This window comes from Leptolyngbya sp. 7M (genome assembly GCF_018128485.1).
Genome location: NZ_CP070897.1, coordinates 6,160,345 through 6,181,551, shown reverse-complemented (window position 1 = coordinate 6,181,551; position 21,207 = coordinate 6,160,345). Strand labels below are relative to the sequence as shown.

The following is a 21,207-nucleotide window of genomic DNA, read 5'->3' as shown; positions in this document are numbered from 1 at the left end:
ACTCATAACGACTACGCTTATTGCAGTCAATTGTATCTAAAATTGTTGAGATTTGCAAAGAGAATTAAATTCCCAAACAAAAACTCCCTCGCCTGACCTAGACAAGGGAATAGAACACTCGCAATGACATGATGAGGACGACTGGCCCGCCTTGGACGCAATGCCAGCCGCTTTCAAGCCAGTGGCGGTGTCCGGGGAGCCGTCCTCAGTCTGGAAGATTGGCTGGTGGAACTGCAAGCTTCGGCTGCTGAAAATCTCTGTACCTGCGATCCAGATAGCGCTACGGAGGTAGTCCTGCCGCCTGCTCCCACGATTTCACCCGACCAGATTGCCCAATTTCTCCCTCCTAACTGGCGGCCGGTTGCACCCCATCGCCAAGACTACGGCGTGATCAAAGTCGTGTGGTTGCAGGGTAGCCCCTATGAGATGGGCTATCAGCATGGACAGTACCTGCATGACGAGATCGCCTCTCTGGGCAGCGACATTATTAGCACACTTCGCTTTGCCGGCAGGGGACTGGCCCTCGGTCGGTTGTCTGCCCTGCGCTCCTATCCAGAAAAAGTAGAAGAATGCCGGGGCTTGGCCGATGCGACACAGGACATTGGCATGACGATGGATGCCTGCCTCGTATTGGCCTATGGCGATGTCTATCAGGAAATTTTTGCCAGCACTCTGCCCGATATTCTGTTTTGGGATGGCTGTAGCCAGTGGGTTGCCACCGGAGAGGCTACCGTAGATGGCCGTCTCTATCATGGCAGTACGCTGGATAACGACCAAAAACCGATCAACTACATCATTTACAATCCGGTTGTGTTTATCCGCCAGCCCAACGACGGTTTGCCCCACGTGTTTATCACCTATCCCGGCGTGGTTTGGCCCAACTGGGGCTTGAACATCGCTGGCATCACTCTGGGACTCGATACGGTCCATCCTGGTCCTGGTGAACTGTCAATGCATGGCCGCAGCAATGTGCAAATCCTGGGACAAGTGCTCAAAACGGCCACGAGCTTTGCCGAAGCCCGCCAGATCATGGAAACCCAGCCCCGTGTTCATGCCGATTTAGTCATGATCACCGACGGCAAATCGAAGCAAGCAGGCGTGTTTGAGTTTACTGGCAGAAACCTGGGCGTGCGAGAACTCCAGGAGAACGATGTCCTCTATGTCACCAATCACATCGTGCTAGAAGAAATGTTCGACCGGCAGCGGTTCCCGATCAGCGAATCGAGCCTCACCCGCTTCAGGCGGTTTTCCCAGCTAATGGAACCCGATGGCATTAGCTCACTCTATGGAACCCTCGATGCAGCGGGGATGGTCCGCATCGGACGGGACCGGGTCAATCCCGATACCTTAGAAGCCTCGCCGCTCGATCTATTCGACGACGATGCCAGTCCGGGTGGCAACGGTTCCCTGCGACAGTAATCCAACTCCCGCCGCCCTTCTAAGGCCCTAGCTAGCGTCACTTCATCGGCATATTCCAGGTCACCGCCCATTGGTAGACCAAAGGCAATTCGGGTTACTTTCGTAAATGGTTTGAGCAATTGACCAATATACAGAGTCGTGGTTTCACCTTCAACGCTAGGGTTAATTGCTAAAATTACTTCTTTGATATCTTGCTTACTAACGCGGCGAACAAGCTGGGTGATATAAAGCTGATCGGGACCAATACCTTCCATTGGTGAAATCAATCCGCCCAAGACGTGGTATTTGCCTTTATACTCGCGAGTTCGTTCCAGGGCAATCACATCTCTAGAATCAGATACAACGCAAATTGTCTGCTGCTCCCGGTTGGGGTCGCGGCAAATTTCGCAGACGGGTTCAGCCGACAGGTGAAAGCACACCGAACAGAGACCAACTTGCTGTTTCGCTTCTAGGAGCGCTTGGGCCAGGGCTTGGACATCGGCTTCTGGACGTTTGAGGATATGGAGCGCTAGACGTTGAGCCGTTTTGGGTCCAACTCCGGGCAGGCGCTGCAATTGCTCGATTAAGCGAGCTAGGGGACGTGTGTAAACCGTTGGAGTGCCTCCGAATTAATGCAAGTCAAATGCAAATTAAGAGCAAATCAATCACTTCTCCTTGATCATAGCGATTTTACCCAATCTCCGGCGGCTTGCCACTAGATTTTGCTATGGCAGGGAAAAAGCGAATGACTGATTGGCCTTCTGCCCCTTTTCTCAGGGTTTTCTCAGCCGCATCTCATCCCGATGTTGGTTAATCGGGACAGCCAATCGATTGCCTAGGCAAGCTGAGGGATTGCGGGTTAATCTAAGGCGTTCACCTGGGGTTGAAGTATGATTAGCTGCCAAATCTTGCCTGTGCTCGTGTTGATTCCTGTTCGCAATGAAGCCGAGACAATTACTGCTGTAATTCAAACCCTACAGTCCTATGGACTAACTCAGATTCGCGTCGTGGACAATGGCAGCACCGATGGCAGTGGAGCCATTGCTGAGCAGGCCGGTGCAGAAGTGGTCACTGAACCCATACCGGGCTATGGCCAATCCTGCTGGCGCGGACTCCAGCACCTTCCGGCCCAGGTTGAATGGATTTTGTTTTGCGATGGAGATGGCAGCGATGACCTATCCCAGTTGCCCTCGCTTCTAGCTACCACCGCCGAGTATGACCTGATTTTAGGCAACCGGCGAGCGACTGCGGCAGGGCGAGCTGTTCTAACTCCGGCCCAAAACTTTGGTAGCCAATTACCTTTTGTTGCGTAGCATCCTGTCCGGTCAACAAAATCCTGCCGCTGTCTGGGGTTTCTAACCCGGCAATGATCCGCAGCAACGTCGATTTTCCCGATCCCGATGGTCCTAACAACGCTACAAGCGAGCCAGTCTCGATTTCCAGATCGACCTGGTCTACCGCTTTGAAGTCGCCAAACTGTTTCGATACCCGTTCCACGACAATGCCCACTGCAATGGCCCTCCTACTCTATGACTTGCATATGACCTGAATACGACTCGATTGTGATCGACGGGAAACTAAACCCTAGTTTCCCGATGCGATTACTGTAGAATATCATGACTCGTTCGATCTCGATCCCTTGATCTAAGGCTGCAAAACTTTTCTACCTCCCAAACCCGCCACAGTTGGTATGATGCTTTTCATCTTCCGCAACATCAACCTCATCGGCCCTCCATGTCAGATATGTCAGACCTCCATGTTTCCTGGACGGAATACCACCAAAAAATTGAGCAGCTTGCCGCAAGGATTTATCAGTCGGGCTGGGAGTTCAACCAAATTATCTGTCTGGCTCGCGGAGGGCTGCGAGTCGGCGATATCCTATCCCGGATTTTTGATTTGCCGTTGGCAATTCTGGCAACGTCGTCCTACCGAGGGCCAGGCAAGCAAAGCCGCAGTTCGCTGACGTTTTCCCGCGATCTAACCATGACCACCCCCAACTTGGGTAGCCATGTGCTGTTAGTAGATGACCTGGTGGATTCGGGCGAAAGCCTTAAGCGCACCTTAACTTGGCTAGATCGGCACTATGGCTTTTATGTTGATGAGGTTCGCACAGCAGTCCTGTGGTACAAAGCTTGCTCTATAATTGCGCCGGATTATTACGTGGACTATCTCAGCGACAACCCTTGGATTCATCAACCCTTTGAAGCTTATGAACACATGAACCTGGCCGATTTAGCCACTACTACTTCCGGGGAAATGACAGCGACATCGGTTGCCGATGAACCAATTGATTTAATTTCTTAAGATTAATTTTGATGTTGATTGGATCTACCCAATTGGGTTAGCGAGTTGTGTGTATAAATTCTGCTTCAAGTATTGCCATTCATGACGTTACTGCAACAACTCACCCACTCGAATCGATTGGCAATACAATAGCAATACATGTTGTTTCTAGGACGTTTTGAAGAAATCTCCGAGGATATTTGCTTGGACTGAGACCTGGAGTTATTAACCCATAATCTGTAACGTTTTTTGTGCTTTTTTTTGCGGCATGACTCTACCCGCACGCTCTAAGCTTGTAATCACTGTCAGCTCAGGCGGACAGAACAAGCGACCAGGCAAATAGGTTCCTAAACCACGATTGACATAGAGCCAATTTTCGCCCACCCGATGTAGTCCTTGTGCCCACTGCCAATGGCGCACGACTTTATAACAGTCTTCCCGCATATAGGGAATCCAAGGCCGCCAAGATTTGGGAACGTATCGTCGAAAGGCTTGGTACCAAGTTGGCAATGGCCCTAGCCCCGGGATTACCACCTGGCCGCCGTGCGTATGGCCTGAGAGCTGTAGATCCACTCGCCATCGCTGCAAAGGTGCGGCTGTATCTGGGTTGTGGGAGAGCACTAGGCGTGGAATGTCCGGATTGAGTTGGTTCAGCACCGTTGGATCAAACTCTTTCGACCAAAAGTCTGCTAAACCGACCACGGGTAACCCGGTGCCAAATGGATAGGCAATTTGATTCCACAGGACTTGGATCCCCACTGCTTCAAAGGCTGCTGTTACCTGGACACGCGCGCCCGCAGGGCATATGTCATGATTCCCTAAAACTGCATAGGTACCCAAGCGACTCTGCAACGTTTGCAGCCGTTGAGCTAGCTCAGGGGCAGGCGTTGGATCGTCAGTGACATAATCTCCAGTCAAAGCGACTAAATCGGGTTGGATTGCGTTACTCACCTCAATGGCTTGGGTTAGCATTGCCTCAGACAGACGCAAACCGTCGAAGTGTAAATCAGAGAGCTGAACCAGTTTAGTTCCTTCCAAAGAGGATGGCAGATCAGCAATGGCAACCGTGATCTGCTCGACGCTCAATCCACCCGACAGTAGCTTGTGCATAGCATCAATCTTTCCTGAGAAACCACCCCAGCCTACCAAAAGGCAATCTCACATAGGGTGTTATCGTCGCAACATTCGGCTGTTAAATTCTGAGTCGTAAATTCCGGTGAAGCTACCCAAACCAACAGCTCAGGCGAACTTGAACTTATTTTGTCTTCAAGGAATTTATTAAACGCTATAGTTATCTGGATTTTGCAATTGCGCTGGTGTAATTAGATATGGGAACTCTAGAAACAGGTCAAATCCTACCTTCCATGTCTACAGGCAAAAATCCTGATGGTTTGAAGATTAGCTAAATAAATTATAATAATCCGCCCATCTCAAGCGAATTAAGGCAAAGTATGTTTTAGGGTTCAATTCAGATATTAATTTGGGTTTGATCCGTCAATCAAATCAGGACCACTCAAGAGAAACTGCTCAAGGAACCGGCTTCCATGACCGTAGTGCTGCAAATTGGGAATCGCTCTGGTTGCGCCGCTCTAGACAGCGGGATGCAGTTGTCCTAGAGCAGCGTTGGGCTGTCCGTCCCAGAGATATTCTTCAGGCAATGTTAGACATCGATCCTCAGATCGTTCACTTTTCGGGTCACGGTATAGGACATGATAGAAACAAAACGGCTGCTGAGTATGGAACTAAACAAAACACTAGCGCTGCAACCCATGCTGCAACTCAGCAAGATAGAAGCCTCAGCCCAGTCCTAGAATTAACCCAGACCGGATTGTTTTTCGAAGATGACTCAGGGCAAGCCATTTTAGTGGACGGTGCGGCCTTGAGCGGATTGTTTGAGCTGTTTGCGGCTCAAGTAAAATGTGTGGTGCTGAACGGCTGCTATTCCGAAGCACAGGCAAAGGCAATTGCTCAGCACATTCCCTATGTAATTGGCATGAGCAGTGCGATTAGCGATCAGGCGGCGATTGAGTTTGCAGTGGGTTTTTATAAAGCGCTGGGAGCAGGCCGCACAATCGAGTTTGCCTATAAAGTTGGCTGCAATGCGATTCAAATGATTGGTGTGCCTGAATGCCTGACGCCTGTACTGATGCAAAAAATCAAGTCGGCTAAAGCTAAAAAACAATCTCGCCCAACCAATTCTTCTCCCCAAGCCTCGCTAGCCGAGTATCCGTCCGGTTCGGTACCGCTGCAATCGTCACTCTATATCGAACGCTTTTCCAACGAATCCCATCGTTATCAGTCAATCGAGGCACCAGGACAATTACTCCGGATCATGGCTCCGCATCTCATGGGCAAAACTTCACTGATGTCCAGGATCCTCAACTACGCGACGCAGCAGAAGTATAAGAAGGTCTATCTCAGTTTGGGAGATGTGGAGCAAAAGGTACTGACGGATTTGGATAGTTTTCTGCCCTGGTTCTGTGAGCGAATTGGCGGCGAATTGGGATTAGAGCAACCCAGCCCAACTGGTCATTCCAAAATTCTGGGATCGATTGCGACCTGTACCGAGTATTTTGAAAAATATGTCCTGGCGCAGCTCAATAAGCCGCTAGTGCTTGGTGTCGATGAAGTGGATCGTATCTTTTCTCGGCCAGAGATTGCTTCGGATTTTTTTGGCATGTTGCGCAATTGGTTTGAGAAAGGCAGAGATGATGCAATCTGGAAACAGTTGCGCATGGTTTTAGCCTACTCAACTGAAGATTATAGTCAATTTAGAATCAACCAATCGCCGTTCAACGTGGGTGAACCCCTGAAACTCAAGGAATTTACCCAGCAGCAAACGCAAGAACTGGCAAACCGTACTGATATCCGCAGTGAACAGATCATTCATGCCGCAAAATTAGCAGAAGCCCATGAGTTTATTGAGCAGCTTCCGCAAAAGCTACCTCCGTTTGTAAGGTGCCGACATTGAGATCGAACACCCAAGAGGTAGCCATGCAGAATATTCTACAAGCCCTGTTTGCCAAAATGGGGCATTTAGTAAACCGCAACAAAAGTTTCTCATGACGCTGTTTTCCACAATTGTTCTGGTGTTTGGCAAAGTCAACTTCACCAACTTGAGTCGTTATAGTGAGCTGCCAGAGAAGACCTACCGCAAACACTACAGTCAACCCTTCCCCTTTATCGGGTGGAATACTGGGTTGATTGGAGTGGCAAGGTAGCGCATCTGGGGTGCAAAAGCCACGGGGTGCCAAGTGCAAATATGACGGCAAAAGCTGGACTTTCACTTCAATGCTGCTCTAAGCGCTTTGAATCTGGCAAAGTATCACGAGCAGTTGCGCCAAGCTCAATTAGATCCAGCCCCCCTTCATTTCCCTTCTCAATGGCGAGCTACAAACGCTTTGCCTTCAATGATCATCTGCTGGAATGATTTATTTGCCAGTTAGAGTTAGACCCAACTTTGATTAAATCCCATCCTAACTATGCAAACCTTCGCTATGATCGCTAGCGCTGGAATAAACACTAAAGTGAGAATAGACGCAATCAAATTTTAAGCAGAACGGATGTCAGCCCAACCCTTAAGCCAAGATACGATTGCCGCGATTGCTACCGCGATTGTGCCACAGCAGGGCAGCGTGGGGATTGTGCGTCTGTCGGGGCCAGACTCCATATCGATTGCTCGCATTCTGTTTTATGCACCCGGACGGCAAACCTGGGAAAGCCATCGCATTCTCTACGGCTATGTGCGTCATCCCCAAACCGAGCAGATCATCGACGAAGCCTTGCTGCTGCTCATGCTGGCTCCCCGCTCCTATACTCGCGAAGATGTGGTGGAGTTTCACTGCCACGGTGGGATTATGGCGGTGCAGCAGGTGCTGTCGCTGTGCTTAGAGCAAGGGGCAAGGCTGGCTCAACCGGGGGAATTCACGCTGCGGGCCTTTTTGAACGGACGCCTAGACCTGACTCAAGCCGAAAGCATTGCCGATCTAGTTGGAGCGGAGTCGCCTCAGGCAGCCCAAACCGCCCTAGCCGGACTGCAAGGCAAACTCGCCCATCCGATTCGCCAGTTGCGAGCTACCTGTTTGGATATTCTGGCCGAAGTAGAAGCTCGAATTGACTTTGAAGATGATTTGCCGCCCCTAGATGACCACAATGCTGTGATTGCTGACCGAGTTGATGTCTGCATTCCGTCTCGTCCTTTATTGGCAGCAACGCTACGCAGCTACTTCAGCGTTCTGAGCCTTGAAGTTTCCACCAGTTTGTCCTATATCGCATCAGAAACAATACACCAATTTATTTCTTCATTGAGTCAAATTGAGCAGCGTCTCAATCAACTGCTGTTGGAGTTGAAACAGACAGATGGATTGACCCACTCTAATGGAGCTGTGAGTGCTCCCGGTGCAAATGTTGCTTTACGCTCTGCTACTCTCAAGCCGGTAACAGATGAAGATGAAAAACTCTCTCCACCCCACTCATCGGTCTACACAAAATTGGGAGATGCCTACGCAGCCGCTCAAAACCTAGAAGCAGCGATTGCTGCCTACAATACTGCCCTTAAATTTGCTCCTCATACGGTTGACATTCGAGCTAAGTTGAACCAAACAGCCGTTGTCTATGAAATGTCAACTCAGGCAAAGGAGAACCAGTCTGTTAAACCCTGGCCTTACGGAGCAGATCCCCGTCCCATACCACCCACTCTACCCAATGGCCAACCCTGGCCGAAAATTTCAATCATCACGCCTTCCTTCAACCAGGGAGAATACATTGAAGAAACCATCCTTTCGGTAATTCACCAAAATTATCCCAACGTGGAACATATCTTGATAGATGGTGGTTCTACTGACAACACGATGCAAGTTGTGAATCAGTACCGAGACCATTTTTCCTATGTGATCAGTGAACCGGATCAAGGACAGAGCAATGCGCTTAATAAGGGTTTTCAACAGGCAACAGGAGAAATTCTGACTTGGCTCAATAGCGATGATCGCTTGGCTCCAAATGCGCTGTATGCGATGGCCCTGGCGTTTTATACGAGTGGTGCAGATGTAGTCGCGGGAGTTTGTCAATTATTTCGGGATGGAATTGAAATTGAACAGCATCTTACATCCTGTGTAGATGGTCTGCTGCCTCTCGGTGATTTGCTGGATCTGGATCGCTGTTGGCTGAAAGGAAAATTCTTCTATCAGCCTGAGGTGATGTTTACCCGCTCGATTTGGGAGCGGAGTGGTGGATATGTAGATGAATCATTGTTCTACAGTATGGACTATGAGTTGTGGACACGATTCGCTGCCCAAGGGGCAAGGCTATACGTGATTGGACATCCGATTGCTCAGTACCGGATGCATGCAGCGCAAAAAACTAGCGAAGTGGATAAATATGAGCCGGAGTTGCGGCAGACCTGTGAGGCACTGCGGCATCGCTTTGACTGTGCTCCAACTCTACAGGCGTGGAGTCAGATAATGTCTTGCTGCAACTCACGGATTGTTCCCTTGGGCGAGGCTTGCGATACTCAGTCTCGGCCCGACTTCCTCCAGAGCATGAGCGAAGATGGGGAGTATGGCTCGACGTCAATAACACAGTCCGTCTCAATAGTGCATAGTTCATCACTTTTAATTAAATATATCCTTCCTACAATAAGAGCACTTGCGTTACCGAGACCTCGCACCGATATATCCGTAAACAGCTGACCTTTGCCGGGCTGGACAGCATACTCTCTTATCTCGCCTTGCTGAGTGACTCGCACGATGCACGGGCCCGGGGGCGACTCGCGCAGAAAGGCGCTCAGACGATCCCCGCCACGCGGAGAAGTGTCGTCTCGGTCATATTTGCTTGTCATATTGCGGATGAGAAGCCTTACGACATACCACCCCGTTTCGGGCGGCGCAAAGGACAAGCGGGTGGTGGGCGTTCGGTCGGCGGGATAGATGTAGAGATCCTGCCCCCAAATAGTTATGGGGGAATGATAGCGAATGATGCAGTTCCCTGATCGTGTCGCGTGTCCGCAACCCGGAATGGCCAAGGACAGCAAAGCGATGAAGATGATGGCAATCGGACTTGTGCGCATTGCAAAGCTCTCTTTATTACGTGTGCTACATTAACTGCTCGGCAAGATGCAGCATGGTCCCTTCTCGACATTCGAAGCACTCGGGCTAAATGTGCGTCGCGGGCCATACAGGCCAGCTGGCGTTGAGTTGAAGTGGTCGCATACGAATGTGCGCCCCGGAAAGTGCGGCACGCCTACAGGCATGCTCCACTCGCCACCCAGCACATTTCGGGTGCAGCAGTTCCAATATGGTACATTGGGTCCGGGATTGATGGAATTGACCACGCAGACGCAACTGTGCATGGACCTTGCGTCCCGGCTCATGTCGTCTCCAGTCAGGTGATCACTGTGGTTCAGGCGGTCTGGCATGGTTGTTGGTCCTGCGTGCGACGGCTGTCGGCCTCAGTGTAGCCACTCTTGCCCAAGCAACGTGGCCGGACAGCGCTCAGGGCTCTGATGGCTTCGCAGTGGTTGCGTCACGCAGGCGGCGTATGGCACGAACGTAGCGATCGCTCTCGCCGAAGCGAGATTCGGCCTCGGTGAGAAGGCGATCGAGCCGGGCTCGCCACTCTTGTGATGGAGGATCGTCAGCAGCAGGATCGGCGCCTGCTGTTCCGCGTCGCTGGTACTCGATGAGCATGGCTCGGGCGTACCAGGTATTCGGGTCGTGAAGCCTCGGTGACGCTGCAAATTCGGTACTAGGATGCTCTCAATTGGAGTTCAGGCTAGCAGAAATCAGCTCAGCCTGGATTTCAATGCTGAGCAAGGATTGAACTGAGCAAGGATTGAACAATAACGTGTTGAACGCTCAAGCAAATGGCAAAACTCACCTAACAGGTCAGTGCACCCACCTGTGTTAGAGCGACCTTTCTTCGTGAGCATCCACTAAAATAGGGAAAATGCGACGGTGATTCTGGCACCATGCTAGTCGAATAGGGCTGCAAAGTCTTGGGATTAGAGTGATTTGTCTATGGGGGCCATAGTTTGACTGTGGTTATTCTCATGCCCCCCTTTTCTGTTCTCTTACAAGTTTTGTCTTGTACTCAGAGCGATGGATATTATTTCTATGCTGACAACATCCACTTCAGCTACAAGGCTTTCGGAACTCCAAACCATGATCAAAACCGTTGCGCATCAGTGCTACACCTTTGAGTTTGAACCAACGGTGTACCATCAGCTTGTACAGAACTATCCCAGCTTTGCGCACTTCTTTGACAGGTTTCAGCAGTTGCACCAATCGATTTGGCTCCACAAGGAAAATTACGACATCAATCCCTATCAGGACACGGCCCACAAAGGCGTCTACCTACTCAGCGTTCAGGATACTGATTTGGGCATTTTCCCCTATGGTGACCTGGTTTGGAAATGCTCCCAGGGCAAACTTCAGGGCGGCAACCTGCGGCACCAGTTTTACCGCAGCCAAGTGCTGATCAGCGAGTTTGCGACTAAACTGTCGGCCAGAGAACAGGAGATGCTTCAGGTTTGTCCGGTTTATCTTTATATGCAGTCTCAGCGTGAGCAAGATTTCTGCAAGCAAATCCTGGTGATGCCGCGCGTCAAGGGCAAAACGTTAGGTGAAATTCCCACCGGCTTTACAGCCGAATTTTGCCAGGTGTTTCAAATTCCCAGCCTAGAGGAGATTCAGCAGCGATCTCGGTTTCGACTGCACCGCTGGCTCGATCCGCACAAACAGCGCCAATTACTGAAAATTCAAACGGCTTATTTATTTCGGCATCTTTGGCAGAAAGGAATTAAAATTCTCAGCTTGAATCAGAAAAATATTCTACTCAATTCAGCCTCGTCAAGTGATGATGTGCGCTATACGATCATCGATCCTGTTGCCGATTACTTTGCGCCAATTACTCCGTTGTACAATCTTAGTACTACAGCCCTAAGTACAGGACAAAAAATGAAGGGTGTGGAAAAACTCATTTGTGAGTAAGTCAATGTTGATCCTCGGATCGAGGCACGGTGATCATCGACAACGACCGCTATGAGCAAATTTGGCAGGATTCCAGCATTGCCTCGCTCGGTCTCTTCGTTCAGCCTGGTGCTGACGTAGAAGCGATCGTGGCCGAGATTCAGAACCAGTTTCGCGGGCGGCAAGATCTGTCAGTGCAATCCAACCGCACCCTGCGGCAAGAATCCTTGATTATCTTTGACCGCACCTTTGCCATCACCAATGCCCTGCGGTTGCTCGCCGTGGTGGTGGCCTTTATCGGCGTCCTCAGCACCCTGATGAGCCTCCAGCTCGAACGCACCCGCGAACTCGGTATTTTGCGGGCCACGGGCATGACTCCCCGCCAGATCGGTAGCATGACCCTGCTGGAAACTGGCCTAATGGGTACCATGGCTGGTCTGTTTGCCATGCCCCTGGGGTACGCCCTCGCCTGGATTTTGATCTACGTAATCAACGTTCGTTCCTTTGGGTGGACGCTGCAAATGGCACTCGAACCGAAATACTTCTGGCAAGCCTTGCTCGTGGCCATTATCGCTGCCCTGCTGGCTGGCATCTATCCAGCGTTACGTTTGGGTCAGATGAACATCTCTACTGCGATTCGGCAAGAGTAAGGTAGTCACTACAAATCAAGGTAACGTTCTACACAAGAGAAGCATATTAAAATCTGAATTACCGCATTAGAGATTTTGAGCTATGCTTGCTAGCTATCTCGACCAGGCAATGGAAATAGCAGTCTATGAAATCATTGAAGATAAAAGTACTTATTGGGGCGAGATTCCAGGTCTTCAAGGTGTGTGGGCAAGGCACCAAACTTTGGAAGGGTGTCGACGGGAATTGCGAGAGGCAGTAAGTGATTGGGTCGCGCTGCGATTGCGATTAGGGCTGCCAATTCCTGAAATTGCTGGAATTGATCTAAATCAGATTACTCAACCTGTTTGAACTTATGCCTCGCTTAACTATCCCCAATCCTTATGATGGCGATATTGGAGGGGTCCTTCTATCATGATTGTTGCGGTAGGCCGGTGTCTCTCGTGAAGAGTGGTCGGGAGAGGTCTGAAATCACGCAGTCTGTGAGCATGAATTATTATCTCTTTGCCGAATCTTCGCTTTACGGCTAATCGCCACACTCAAAATCACCAGACTAGCGGCTGCCAACGTACCGAATGTAATCGTTTCCTTCAGTAAGAGCGCCGAAAACCCAATCGTCAAAAACGGCTGCAATAGCTGCATTTGGCTCACCCGCGCCACACCTCCCATTGCTAAACCGTGATACCAGGATTGCTTCCACAACTTGCTCATGCATTTTCCATTCCCCCCACCTACAGTGGACAGGAATGTCATTGTTTCCACAGAAAATTCTCGCTGGTTCATTTTCCTGAGCAATTGTTTTCGCTAACTCAACTAATCGTGGCAACTCAAACAGGGGATGCCCTGCCAAGTTATGAGAAAAATCAAAGGAGCAGCGATTAAATTGTTCGCAGAAATCTCCTGTCTCAGCATTAAAAATGCGATTCGGTAATGCTACTTCTGATTTAGATGCGATCGATGTTGTAGTCATGTAGCCCCTCCAATTTGTAAGTATTTGTTAGACTGATGGAGGTCAGAGATATGCCAGGTAGGATTGCCCTCCGGGTCATGATCTAAACGAGCACCAGATTGCGGTAGATAATGGCGAGTGATTGTCCTAGTAGATGTTTGATTTCTTTTCTCTCTCTTGTGAACGTCCTTAATCAAGATCGGCAGGTCGGTTTCGTCATAGGTAACAATTTCTAAAAAAATTGGATCAATTCTTTCAGAGCCACTGCAACTATTTTTTATTTTCCCTTGAACCACGCAAATTGCTTTTTCAGGAGTTTGACTGGCAATAAAATCGGCTAACTTCACTAAACGTGAAACCGGAAATAGAGAATGCTTCGATAAATTGCATGAAAATTCAAAAGGGAAATCAATGGATTCCTGCTGGCTTCTAGATATCTTTGCTGTAATGATTGTTCGTGAAGATTCAATATCGACATGAGAGGTCATAAGGGTCATCTTTATAAGACTCCTCCAACCTGTAGGTACTTGCCAGATCGATCTGGGTCAGGAATAAACCAAGCGGGATTTCCTTCAGGGTCTTTGCCCAAACGAGCACCCGGTTGTGGTGGGCTGTTCTGATTACTTTTGCTATGGCCATTAGTCACTGGATTGACTGGCGTAGTACTGGGAAGGAATCCGATGACCTGCAATTCGGCCACACTATCTTTGAAGACACGGATGATGAACTCAATATCAGCATCGGTGTGAGACAGAGTAAAGAAGCAGGGGCGATGATCCCAGATGTGAACGCCTTTTTCTCGCAGTAGGTAGAACAAGATTTGAGCGTAAGGCAGTTCTGCAGGGTAGGAAACGTAGAAGTAAGATGTGAAATGGTCAATTCTGATCGGTGCCCCCACCCGTTCAAAATGTTGGTTTAGGTGAGTCGCGAACTGGTTGACTTTTTCTGCCAGCGATTGTTGTAGGTCTTCGCCGCCTTCTCTTAACTTTAAAAGCACCGCTTCTGCTGCGGCTAGCGCCATCGGAGTGTTATTTCCCAAGATCTCACCCGAACGCCCGACTTCTGTAAAAACACCACCCTTGATAGCTACCGCCGCATTCTCGATAATGCTGACCCCATTCATCTCAGGACCGCGTTTCGGACGGTTTCCAGAAGTGCAAGTTACAAGTTGTCCAATATTGTGAACGATGAGATCGACTTTCATTAAAGTCCTTCACGACCCACACCAAGGGCGTCCGCCACGCGATTTATGTAATTGAACCACGATGCGATCAAGGTGATCTGTAATATTCCTGTATCGTCAAAACCGACCGCTCGTAAACCATCAATGTTTTTTGGAGTGATCCTTGTAGCGTCCTTGGTCAACTGCACGACGTAGTCCAACATCACACGCTCCGCCGTTGTTATCGGAGCCGATGTATAGTCAGTTCTAAGTGCCTCGATCAACTCCCCATCAAGCGTTACCCTACGCAGAAACTCTGCGTGCGATTCCACTCAATAAAAACAGTCATTGGTATGCGAAACCATTGTCGCGATCATCTCATGCTGCCGTCTCTTGAGCGGCAAGTCCGGAGACATCATCGACGAAAACGCCATGAAAGAATGATAAAGCGCGTCCGGGATAAGGGTGTGCGAATCAATTATCGATTCGTTCAAAGCACTCGCCGACTCCGCCGGTGTTGCATATTCCGGCGGATAGCTCATCCGCGTCTTCATCAATATTTCCTGAAGCTTCGGGTCTGCATCCTCAAATCTGATCGTTTTTATCCACGCCATAACGGTGTTTGAAAAGTAGATGATAAACGGGAATACCGGCTGACACAACAACAAGTCCCACAACAGTTTGCAAGGGATTCCGCATCCCTACGAAGAAGAGCACGATAACCGTAAGGACAAGATATATCAAAAGCGGTATTGGATATAGCGGAGTCTGATATCCCGAGGCTCCTAAGCTACGTAAGCGATGAAGCCCAGCAACCGCGAAGCCGATAGCGAGTATTACCACAAAAAAGAAGTAACCCAGTATCTCATTGAAACCGCCTGTGAAGATCAGGACAGAAGCGAGAACCATCTGAATAGCTATAGCAAGGTACGGCGTACCAAACCGCGGATGCAGCTCACCGACCTTGCGAAAAAAGAGCCCGTCCTTTGCCATCGCATAATAGACACGAGGCGAAACTAGCAGATATGCGAAAAGTGTCCCGATCACTGAAACACAAACCACCGCTGCGAATATCTTTCCGCCTATCGGACCGAACATTGCCTGCCCCGCAAGTGCGGCAAAGGCCTCATCATTTTCGACGCTTGCCGTCGGTCATTAATGGCTTCGCATAGCGACTGAGGCTGACCAGCGAATAGGCGCTCACTTCGATTGCTAGAGAGAAATCTTGACGCGATACACTGCTGAAGTCACCGCTTAAGGCATCTTTGCTAGCAAACGCAAGGCAGTGAATCAAAATATCTAAGCGGCCCCATTTATCCTGAATTACCTCGAATGTTTCCTGCATCTGCGCTTCATTCTGCACATCACAGGGGAGGTACAAACTGGGTTGGAGCGGTTCTACCAAATCTGCCACTTTCTTTTCGTTGCGGCCCTTTTCATCAGGCAGATAGGTAATACCCAGATTGGCTCCTGCGGCGTGAAGCTGTTGGGCAATTCCCCAAGCGATTGAGCGGTTGTTAGCAATTCCTGTCACCAGGGCATTTTTTCCAGACAAATTCAACATGACCCTTCACCCAATGTCGTTTGGCGTCTCAAGAATACTGAAAAACGGGGACGGAAAGAAACTGGTAAGGGAGTTTTGCGTTTTAAGTTTTGGCGACATGGCCTGTACGCTGGGCGTTAGTCTTTGATTAGGCATGGTGTGTAGTTTTGTAGCTTGCTGCTGTGGGAGTTTTGTGGACCGCTGTTGCCCAGATGTAGCGTTGCCAGAGGCAGTAGCAGAGGTTTAAGTTCTACTGCCTTGCAACTTTTGGGTTGAACGGCTATGCTCTATTTTCATTACTCAGAAAAAATTCTGAAAATATCTCAAGAAATAACCTTCTGGTCTGAGATTTCAGCATTGTGTAATTCTTGCTACAAAAAACTATCGCATTCTTAAGTTTAGTGTTTTAAAGTCAGAGTTCTATCACAGTATGATTGTGTTATGCAGCACAATTTATCCTAAGAGTTCTGGTTAAAAACTTGGTAGTAAGCGTAAATAAGTACAAAGAGCGCTTCGGGGGTTATTAGAACTACAGGCTCATACAGGCTCACGATAATAGGCTCGATAATAGGCTAGGGATAAAGGCATGGTAGCGTTGCAAGATAGACCGTTAGCAAATGTATTCCGTCAGTTGAGCGGTGGTGCCTTCCCGCCTGTCGTAGAGACTTACGAGCGCGGCAAAACCATCTTCTTTCCAGGTGATCCAGCGGAACGGGTTTACTTCCTGGTGCGAGGAGCGGTCAAACTCTCTAGGGTTTACGAAGCTGGGGAAGAGATCACCGTAGCCCTGCTGCGCGAGAATAGCGTCTTTGGCGTACTCTCTCTAATTACCGGGCACCGCGCCGATCGATTCTACCACGCTGTTGCCTTTACGCCCGTGGAGTTGCTGTCAACTGCCTATGGTCGAGCGGCGCGTCCGTGGCAATGACGATGATTATCGACCCGTCCGCCAGATCAGAACCGGGAACGATAGCGACGGGGTTCTTTGAGCCCTTTCTCACGGTCGGGATGCTGACACTTGCTGCATTCTTTAAGTAATATTGCCCGAGTTCCTCGCCGACCGGGACACCGTCGATCATAAGCACGCCGCCGAAGTTTGATTGGACGAGAACGCCGAGCGTGTATCCGCCTAAGCCTGCGGGAAGCTTGCGCGACGCTGTCCCAATGCCTCCTTTCCAACCAAATGCGACCGTTCCGGTTCCGGCTCCGACGCTGCCTTCATCGGGCAAACCGCGAACAGCTTTATTTATTGCGTTAAAGACGTCGTCGCGTGTGATATGCCTGCCACGGATATCGTTCAGCCCGCCGTCGTTGGTCTCGGCTACGAGCGGATTTATCGACCGCACCTGTTCGTTGCCCGGCAGCCCGAGCATGTAGTCCATCAGAAGATCGGCAGTTTTCGGGACGGAGAGAGTCGAAGTCAAAAGTATAGGCGTTTCGATCTCGCCGAGTTCATTGACCTGTGTGGAACCGACGAGTTTACCAAACCCGTTGCCAACAAATACGGCTCCCGGCACCTTTTCACGGAAGAGATTTCCGCCGTGCGGAAGGATCGCGGTAACCCCAGTGCGGATGTTCTCGCCTTTGATGATCGTTGTCTGCCCGACACCGACACCGGCCACATCCGTGATCGAATTAAGTGGTCCGGTCGGTAAAATTCCGATTGTTATGCCGAGATCGCGCGCCCGCGGACGAGATTCCGGCTTCTCCGCCTGACCGAAAGCGGTCAAAGCGAGAAAACCCAAACAAACGAGAATTGCGAAGTCTCGGATCATACCTTTGCGTAAGTCAGCCCGGTCTGACCCTGATATTTCCCGCCGCGGTCGGAGTAGCTGACGGCGCAGTCTTCGTCGGATTCGAAAAAAAGTATTTGGCCGATGCCTTCATTGACATAAACGCGAAGCGGCAGATTCGCGAGATTCGCTATCTCAACAACAAGTCGCCCGGTCCAGCCCGCTTCAAGCGGCGTCGTATTCACCAGCAGCCCGGCACGAGCGTAGGTCGATTTGCCGAGCGCGACGCCTGTTACATTTCGGGGCATTTTGAACGTCTCGACCGTCACACCGAGCCCGTAGTGGTGCGGCGGGAGTAGATAGTATCTCGCTCCGTCCTCGGCCGTCTGTATCTCCGGCTCCACTAGCGAATACTGCTCGCTGAACCTCTTCGGGTCTATTTCAGCAGCATCATTGCCGATGATGGTGTTGTCTAGCGTATTGCCAAAGCCATTAATTGGATCGGTGCCGGTCAGGGTGAGGTTTTCTAGGTTGGCTCCCAGTGTGTAGCTAATCGATGACAGAACCGTATCTTCGGTGCCGCCAAAGACGGATGCTTCGGTTACTACATCTCCCGCTTCGTTGACTACATAGGTATCATTGCCGCTGCCGCCAATCATCGTGTCGGCTCCCAAGCCACCGTCTAGGGTATCGTTGCCCGCGTTGCCGGTGAGGACGTTGTTGGCGCTGTTGCCAATGATCACGTTATCGAGCTCGTTGCCGGTGCCGTCGATGGCGCTGTTTCCAGTCAAAGTGAGGTTTTCCAGCTCTGCGCCCAGAGTATAGGTAACGCCAGCCTGAACCGTATCGATGCCGGCTGCGGCTGCTTCGGTGATTGTATCTCCGGCGCTATCTACGATGTAGGTATCATTGCCCGCACCGCCTGCCATCGCATCATCGCCAATACCACCATCGAGGGTATCATTGCCTGCACCACCCGTCAGGGAATCATTTCCAGCAGCGCCACTCAGAGTATTGTCAGAATCGTTTCCAGTAATGATGTTATTCAAGCCGTTGCCCGTACCATTAATGGCAGCGGAGCCGGTTAGAGTCAGATTCTCTACATGGTTAGACAGGGTGTAGCTCACCGAAGCCTGGATGATATCTGTTCCGGCACCAGCAGCTTCCACTATTACATCATCACTACTGTCTACGATATAGGTGTCATTGCCACCACCGCCTATCAGCGTATCATTGCCTACACCGCCATTTAAAACGTTATCTGCATCGTTACCAGTAATGGTATTGTTGAGACCGTTGCCTGTCCCGTTGATGGCAGCAAATCCAGTCAGAGTCAGGTTTTCTACATGGGCTGTGAGCGCATAGCTAATCGAGGCTCTCACTGTATCATTTCCGGCCCCAGCAGCTTCAGTCACCTGATCGGCTGCGCTATCTACGATGTAAGTATCATCACCGCTACCGCCTGCCATCTGGTCATCGCCAGAGCCGCCATCCAGAACATCATTGCCCGATCCACCATCGAGGATGTCATCGTCTGCCCCACCGCTGAGGAGATCATCGCCACCGCCGCCTTTCAGCTCATCTTCGCCTGCGCCACCTTTGAGCGTATCGTTGCCACCACCGCCCAACAGTTCATCGTCACCGCCTCCACCTTGCAGGATGTCATTCCCACCACCGCCCACGAGTTTGTCGTCGCCTGCGCCGCCCACGAGCTTGTCGTTGCCCTGCTTCAGGCGCTCACCTTTATGGCTCCGAATCAACCCTGAATATTGGTCGAGGCGGCGATCTCCCCGAAGCGCAGATGACCCTTTACGAGCCGGGGAATCCGGTGTCGATTGGCAAGTTTACCGTGACTGTTCTGCCTTCCAAGCACTCGCCCCCAGTGCGCGGGGTCAATGATAACCTGGGCATGGTGATTGACCACCCACTCCGTCAACCTGCCGATTTCTTCGACTATGTGGAGGGTGGCTCCTTCGACTTTCTGATTCAACACGGCGATCACGCTATTTTCGTCAAACCTGCCGCCAACTATCTTGAAGGGGCGCTGGATCAGGTGCGAGCCGATGTTCTCTTCCTGTCAACAGGAACCCTTGGCAACCAGGACTCGGAATTTCGGGACGCCTTCTACGAGCAGACGGTGGCGAAGCTACAGCCAACGCTGGTGATTCCGGTTCATTGGGACAACTTTAACAAGCCGTTGAGCGATTCCCTGACGGCCCTCACTCCCTGGGATCTAAAAATCAGCTTCGATTTTCTGATTCCCCGTCTAATGGCCGATCAGATTCAGTTTGGAATTATGCAGGGATTCCAGAGCATACTTCTGTTTGATGACGCAAGGAATGGCGGCTGATTCTTTGTCTATTCTGTTATCCATCAGGATTTTCGTTGGAGCTTTGTTACAAGAGCAAGTCTTATTCACAAGAAAAATGCTGTTCAACCTGGTTGCCAATTATTGCAGTGAATCTGAAAAAATGATGCATGGGAAACCGTATTTATTTCCTCTGATATTTGCTCTGAGTATATCTGGAAGCTTTTGCCATGAAGCGAGCGCTACAGAACCCTTGCAAACGCCGTTGCAAACACCTTTGCAAACAATGGCTGCTCCATTTGCCCTAGACGAACTAGACATTGATCAATCAACCGATCAATCAACCGATTTATTTACCGAGTCATCTACCAATTTATCAACGGCAGCAGCAGACGCAGAAAATATTAGCGAGTCAGTCATTGACACATTAGCAGTAGAAATAAACACAGCAAACGACACTGATTTATCTGTTGATAGAGCAACAGTAAACTCAACGGACGTTCTCAATTCAGTCAATTCAAGCGTCGATTCATCAACCGCACAAGTCAGCCCAACCGGACAGGTCAATCCAACAGGCACCCTTGATCCGGTTGAACCGATGAATCAAGTCACCGACGTGACCCAGCTTTCGGATGTAAACCCAACCGACTGGGCATTTCAAGCCTTGCAATCACTGGTCGAACGGTACGGTTGCATTGTAGGTTATCCTCAGTGGCTCCAACTCCAAAAGGACGGACTGTTCGTTGTAATGAAAGTTGCCTGCCCAGTCGCGCTGGGGAGTGTGGGAGCGCAAGTACGGCAGCTGGGTCGGCTGATTTGTGGGGAGAATCTGCTGAATTAAAGCAATTGAGTCGGGTTCAAGCAGATTGCTTAAGGATTGACCCAACACATCCTCAGGTAAAAGATTAAAATGATCCGAGAGATTAGCGCTTACCTGCTGAATTATTAAGTCAGGGTAGCTCAAGATGAATAAAACGCCATGAGACTGGACCAAATCTGAACCAATTTCAGATTGATAAAGGTCACATTCATGGTCGGTCACAGAATCCGTCTTGGGATATACAGCCTCAGACCCAGTCATACCCTAGAATCAGCACGATTAATTTTTACAGCTTTCCCTAGCCCTAACGAATATTACGCTTAGTTAAGGGATATTGCTAAAGATTAAAACTAGTAGCGTTTCCTATTTATCATCTTCCATTAAATCTAAAGAAAATGTTAAATTTTTCTGAGCCATCGC

23 protein-coding genes and 4 pseudogenes are annotated in these 21,207 nt (G+C 50.0%); 13 read left to right on the top strand and 14 right to left on the bottom strand.

All coding sequences use genetic code 11. The features are described 5' to 3' along the window. The first annotated feature begins 225 nt into the window (after positions 1–225). Positions 226–1,419: a C45 family autoproteolytic acyltransferase/hydolase gene (locus tag JVX88_RS39780; protein ID WP_225931262.1), complete on the top strand. Its 1,194-nt coding sequence runs from the start codon at positions 226–228 to the stop codon at positions 1,417–1,419. Positions 1,420–1,421: 2 nt separating this feature from the next. Here JVX88_RS39780 and recR read toward each other — a convergent pair. Then, positions 1,422–2,006 (bottom strand): annotated as a pseudogene (gene recR, locus JVX88_RS32955) (recombination mediator RecR); the annotation flags it as partial. 282 nt (positions 2,007–2,288) lie between these two features. Here recR and JVX88_RS32950 point away from each other — a divergent pair. After that, positions 2,289–2,711, top strand: coding sequence for a glycosyltransferase family 2 protein (locus tag JVX88_RS32950; RefSeq protein WP_211622747.1), 423 nt, complete (start codon positions 2,289–2,291; stop codon positions 2,709–2,711). Here JVX88_RS32950 and JVX88_RS32945 read toward each other — a convergent pair. Further along, positions 2,695–2,907 (bottom strand): annotated as a pseudogene (locus tag JVX88_RS32945) (ATP-binding cassette domain-containing protein); the annotation flags it as partial. The gene JVX88_RS32950 and the pseudogene JVX88_RS32945 sit on opposite strands and share 17 nt — an antisense overlap. Before the next feature lie 234 nt (positions 2,908–3,141). On the opposite strand from JVX88_RS32945, the gene JVX88_RS32940 reads away from it, so the two are divergent. Next, complete coding sequence (locus JVX88_RS32940) at positions 3,142–3,702, top strand: phosphoribosyltransferase (RefSeq protein ID WP_211622745.1); 561 nt, start codon at positions 3,142–3,144, stop codon at positions 3,700–3,702. 204 nt (positions 3,703–3,906) lie between these two features. Here the strand turns inward: JVX88_RS32940 and JVX88_RS32935 are convergent, their stop codons facing one another. Next, entirely contained in the window at positions 3,907–4,791 is an 885-nt protein-coding gene (locus tag JVX88_RS32935) for a metallophosphoesterase (protein ID WP_211622743.1), read from the bottom strand. A gap of 376 nt (positions 4,792–5,167) precedes the next feature. On the opposite strand from JVX88_RS32935, the gene JVX88_RS39775 reads away from it, so the two are divergent. The 4 genes from JVX88_RS39775 to JVX88_RS32915 all read left to right on the top strand — a co-directional run bounded on the left by JVX88_RS39775 (position 5,168) and on the right by JVX88_RS32915 (position 10,067). Beyond that, positions 5,168–6,652: an AAA-like domain-containing protein gene (locus JVX88_RS39775; protein ID WP_225931261.1), complete on the top strand. Its 1,485-nt coding sequence runs from the start codon at positions 5,168–5,170 to the stop codon at positions 6,650–6,652. 592 nt (positions 6,653–7,244) lie between these two features. After that, positions 7,245–9,368 (top strand): glycosyltransferase, encoded by a 2,124-nt coding sequence (locus JVX88_RS43520; protein WP_211622736.1) that lies wholly within the window; start codon positions 7,245–7,247, stop codon positions 9,366–9,368. 38 nt (positions 9,369–9,406) lie between these two features. Next, positions 9,407–9,667, top strand: a complete 261-nt coding sequence (locus JVX88_RS32920) for a hypothetical protein (RefSeq protein WP_211622734.1) — start codon at positions 9,407–9,409, stop codon at positions 9,665–9,667. A 124-nt stretch (positions 9,668–9,791) separates the two neighbouring features. Beyond that, on the top strand, positions 9,792–10,067 hold the full coding sequence (locus JVX88_RS32915; RefSeq protein WP_211622732.1) for a hypothetical protein: 276 nt from the start codon (positions 9,792–9,794) through the stop codon (positions 10,065–10,067). Between the two features lie 102 nt (positions 10,068–10,169). Here the strand turns inward: JVX88_RS32915 and JVX88_RS32910 are convergent, their stop codons facing one another. Next, positions 10,170–10,364, bottom strand: a complete 195-nt coding sequence (locus JVX88_RS32910; RefSeq protein WP_211622730.1) for a hypothetical protein — start codon at positions 10,362–10,364, stop codon at positions 10,170–10,172. A 411-nt stretch (positions 10,365–10,775) separates the two neighbouring features. Between JVX88_RS32910 and JVX88_RS32905 the strand changes: the two genes are divergently transcribed. The 3 genes from JVX88_RS32905 to JVX88_RS32895 all read left to right on the top strand — a co-directional run bounded on the left by JVX88_RS32905 (position 10,776) and on the right by JVX88_RS32895 (position 12,623). Further along, complete coding sequence (locus JVX88_RS32905) at positions 10,776–11,666, top strand: hypothetical protein (RefSeq protein WP_211622728.1); 891 nt, start codon at positions 10,776–10,778, stop codon at positions 11,664–11,666. A gap of 29 nt (positions 11,667–11,695) precedes the next feature. Beyond that, the gene (locus tag JVX88_RS32900) at positions 11,696–12,295 is read left to right on the top strand and encodes an ABC transporter permease (RefSeq protein ID WP_225931260.1); all 600 of its coding nucleotides are present in this window, start codon (positions 11,696–11,698) and stop codon (positions 12,293–12,295) included. 82 nt (positions 12,296–12,377) lie between these two features. Next, positions 12,378–12,623, top strand: a complete 246-nt coding sequence (locus tag JVX88_RS32895; RefSeq protein ID WP_211622726.1) for a type II toxin-antitoxin system HicB family antitoxin — start codon at positions 12,378–12,380, stop codon at positions 12,621–12,623. Between the two features lie 120 nt (positions 12,624–12,743). Here JVX88_RS32895 and JVX88_RS32890 read toward each other — a convergent pair whose 3' ends face one another. From JVX88_RS32890 to JVX88_RS32860, 7 genes are all read right to left on the bottom strand, one after another. Continuing rightward, complete coding sequence (locus JVX88_RS32890; RefSeq protein WP_211622724.1) at positions 12,744–12,983, bottom strand: DMT family transporter; 240 nt, start codon at positions 12,981–12,983, stop codon at positions 12,744–12,746. Positions 12,984–13,238: 255 nt separating this feature from the next. Continuing rightward, positions 13,239–13,718, bottom strand: coding sequence for a hypothetical protein (locus JVX88_RS32885; protein ID WP_211622722.1), 480 nt, complete (start codon positions 13,716–13,718; stop codon positions 13,239–13,241). Positions 13,719–13,720: 2 nt separating this feature from the next. Then, the gene (locus JVX88_RS32880; protein WP_211622720.1) at positions 13,721–14,425 is read right to left on the bottom strand and encodes a hypothetical protein; all 705 of its coding nucleotides are present in this window, start codon (positions 14,423–14,425) and stop codon (positions 13,721–13,723) included. After that, complete coding sequence (locus JVX88_RS32875; RefSeq protein WP_211622718.1) at positions 14,425–14,715, bottom strand: carboxymuconolactone decarboxylase family protein; 291 nt, start codon at positions 14,713–14,715, stop codon at positions 14,425–14,427. Before JVX88_RS32875 ends, JVX88_RS32880 begins: the two co-directional genes overlap by 1 nt. Further along, positions 14,716–14,997 carry a hypothetical protein gene (locus JVX88_RS32870; RefSeq protein ID WP_211622716.1) on the bottom strand — a complete coding sequence of 94 codons (282 nt, stop codon included), beginning with the start codon at positions 14,995–14,997 and terminating at the stop codon, positions 14,716–14,718. Continuing rightward, positions 14,969–15,481: an amino acid permease gene (locus JVX88_RS32865; RefSeq protein WP_211622713.1), complete on the bottom strand. Its 513-nt coding sequence runs from the start codon at positions 15,479–15,481 to the stop codon at positions 14,969–14,971. The genes JVX88_RS32870 and JVX88_RS32865 overlap by 29 nt, the downstream gene beginning before the upstream one ends. Before the next feature lie 31 nt (positions 15,482–15,512). Beyond that, on the bottom strand, positions 15,513–15,947 hold the full coding sequence (locus JVX88_RS32860; RefSeq protein WP_211622711.1) for an SDR family oxidoreductase: 435 nt from the start codon (positions 15,945–15,947) through the stop codon (positions 15,513–15,515). Between the two features lie 565 nt (positions 15,948–16,512). Between JVX88_RS32860 and JVX88_RS32855 the strand changes: the two are divergent. Continuing rightward, positions 16,513–16,818: pseudogene (locus JVX88_RS32855) on the top strand (cyclic nucleotide-binding domain-containing protein); the annotation flags it as partial. Here the strand turns inward: JVX88_RS32855 and JVX88_RS32850 are convergent. After that, complete coding sequence (locus tag JVX88_RS32850; RefSeq protein WP_211622709.1) at positions 16,796–17,701, bottom strand: P1 family peptidase; 906 nt, start codon at positions 17,699–17,701, stop codon at positions 16,796–16,798. The pseudogene JVX88_RS32855 and the gene JVX88_RS32850 sit on opposite strands and share 23 nt — an antisense overlap. Next, on the bottom strand, positions 17,698–19,419 hold the full coding sequence (gene dcd, locus JVX88_RS32845; RefSeq protein ID WP_211622707.1) for a dCTP deaminase: 1,722 nt from the start codon (positions 19,417–19,419) through the stop codon (positions 17,698–17,700). Before dcd ends, JVX88_RS32850 begins: the two co-directional genes overlap by 4 nt. A gap of 41 nt (positions 19,420–19,460) precedes the next feature. Between dcd and JVX88_RS32840 the strand changes: the two genes are divergently transcribed. Both JVX88_RS32840 and JVX88_RS44670 read left to right on the top strand, forming a co-directional pair. Beyond that, positions 19,461–20,009 (top strand): hypothetical protein, encoded by a 549-nt coding sequence (locus tag JVX88_RS32840; RefSeq protein ID WP_211622705.1) that lies wholly within the window; start codon positions 19,461–19,463, stop codon positions 20,007–20,009. Between the two features lie 397 nt (positions 20,010–20,406). Next, a pseudogene (locus JVX88_RS44670) lies at positions 20,407–20,676 on the top strand (hypothetical protein); the annotation flags it as partial. Here the strand turns inward: JVX88_RS44670 and JVX88_RS44665 are convergent. Next, positions 20,638–21,048, bottom strand: coding sequence for a hypothetical protein (locus JVX88_RS44665; RefSeq protein WP_225931259.1), 411 nt, complete (start codon positions 21,046–21,048; stop codon positions 20,638–20,640). The pseudogene JVX88_RS44670 and the gene JVX88_RS44665 overlap by 39 nt on opposite strands. Positions 21,049–21,207 lie beyond the last annotated feature (159 nt).

Excerpts from the sequence above, each read along its gene's own strand:
- JVX88_RS32840 (WP_211622705.1), top strand. The coding sequence starts at position 19,461 with ATGACCCTTTACGAGCCGGGGAATCCGGTGTCGATTGGCAAGTTTACC.
- JVX88_RS32895 (WP_211622726.1), top strand. The coding sequence starts at position 12,378 with ATGCTTGCTAGCTATCTCGACCAGGCAATGGAAATAGCAGTCTATGAA.
- JVX88_RS32850 (WP_211622709.1), bottom strand. The coding sequence starts at position 17,701 with ATGATCCGAGACTTCGCAATTCTCGTTTGTTTGGGTTTTCTCGCTTTG.
- JVX88_RS32910 (WP_211622730.1), bottom strand. The coding sequence starts at position 10,364 with ATGCTCATCGAGTACCAGCGACGCGGAACAGCAGGCGCCGATCCTGCT.
- JVX88_RS43520 (WP_211622736.1), top strand. The coding sequence starts at position 7,245 with ATGTCAGCCCAACCCTTAAGCCAAGATACGATTGCCGCGATTGCTACC.
- JVX88_RS32885 (WP_211622722.1), bottom strand. The coding sequence starts at position 13,718 with ATGACCCTTATGACCTCTCATGTCGATATTGAATCTTCACGAACAATC.
- JVX88_RS32880 (WP_211622720.1), bottom strand. The coding sequence starts at position 14,425 with ATGAAAGTCGATCTCATCGTTCACAATATTGGACAACTTGTAACTTGC.
- JVX88_RS32870 (WP_211622716.1), bottom strand. The coding sequence starts at position 14,997 with ATGGCGTGGATAAAAACGATCAGATTTGAGGATGCAGACCCGAAGCTT.
- JVX88_RS32860 (WP_211622711.1), bottom strand. The coding sequence starts at position 15,947 with ATGTTGAATTTGTCTGGAAAAAATGCCCTGGTGACAGGAATTGCTAAC.
- JVX88_RS32865 (WP_211622713.1), bottom strand. The coding sequence starts at position 15,481 with ATGTTCGGTCCGATAGGCGGAAAGATATTCGCAGCGGTGGTTTGTGTT.
- JVX88_RS32935 (WP_211622743.1), bottom strand. The coding sequence starts at position 4,791 with ATGCACAAGCTACTGTCGGGTGGATTGAGCGTCGAGCAGATCACGGTT.
- JVX88_RS44665 (WP_225931259.1), bottom strand. The coding sequence starts at position 21,048 with ATGACTGGGTCTGAGGCTGTATATCCCAAGACGGATTCTGTGACCGAC.
- JVX88_RS32890 (WP_211622724.1), bottom strand. The coding sequence starts at position 12,983 with ATGAGCAAGTTGTGGAAGCAATCCTGGTATCACGGTTTAGCAATGGGA.
- JVX88_RS32915 (WP_211622732.1), top strand. The coding sequence starts at position 9,792 with ATGCAGCATGGTCCCTTCTCGACATTCGAAGCACTCGGGCTAAATGTG.
- JVX88_RS32940 (WP_211622745.1), top strand. The coding sequence starts at position 3,142 with ATGTCAGACCTCCATGTTTCCTGGACGGAATACCACCAAAAAATTGAG.
- JVX88_RS32905 (WP_211622728.1), top strand. The coding sequence starts at position 10,776 with ATGGATATTATTTCTATGCTGACAACATCCACTTCAGCTACAAGGCTT.
- JVX88_RS32950 (WP_211622747.1), top strand. The coding sequence starts at position 2,289 with ATGATTAGCTGCCAAATCTTGCCTGTGCTCGTGTTGATTCCTGTTCGC.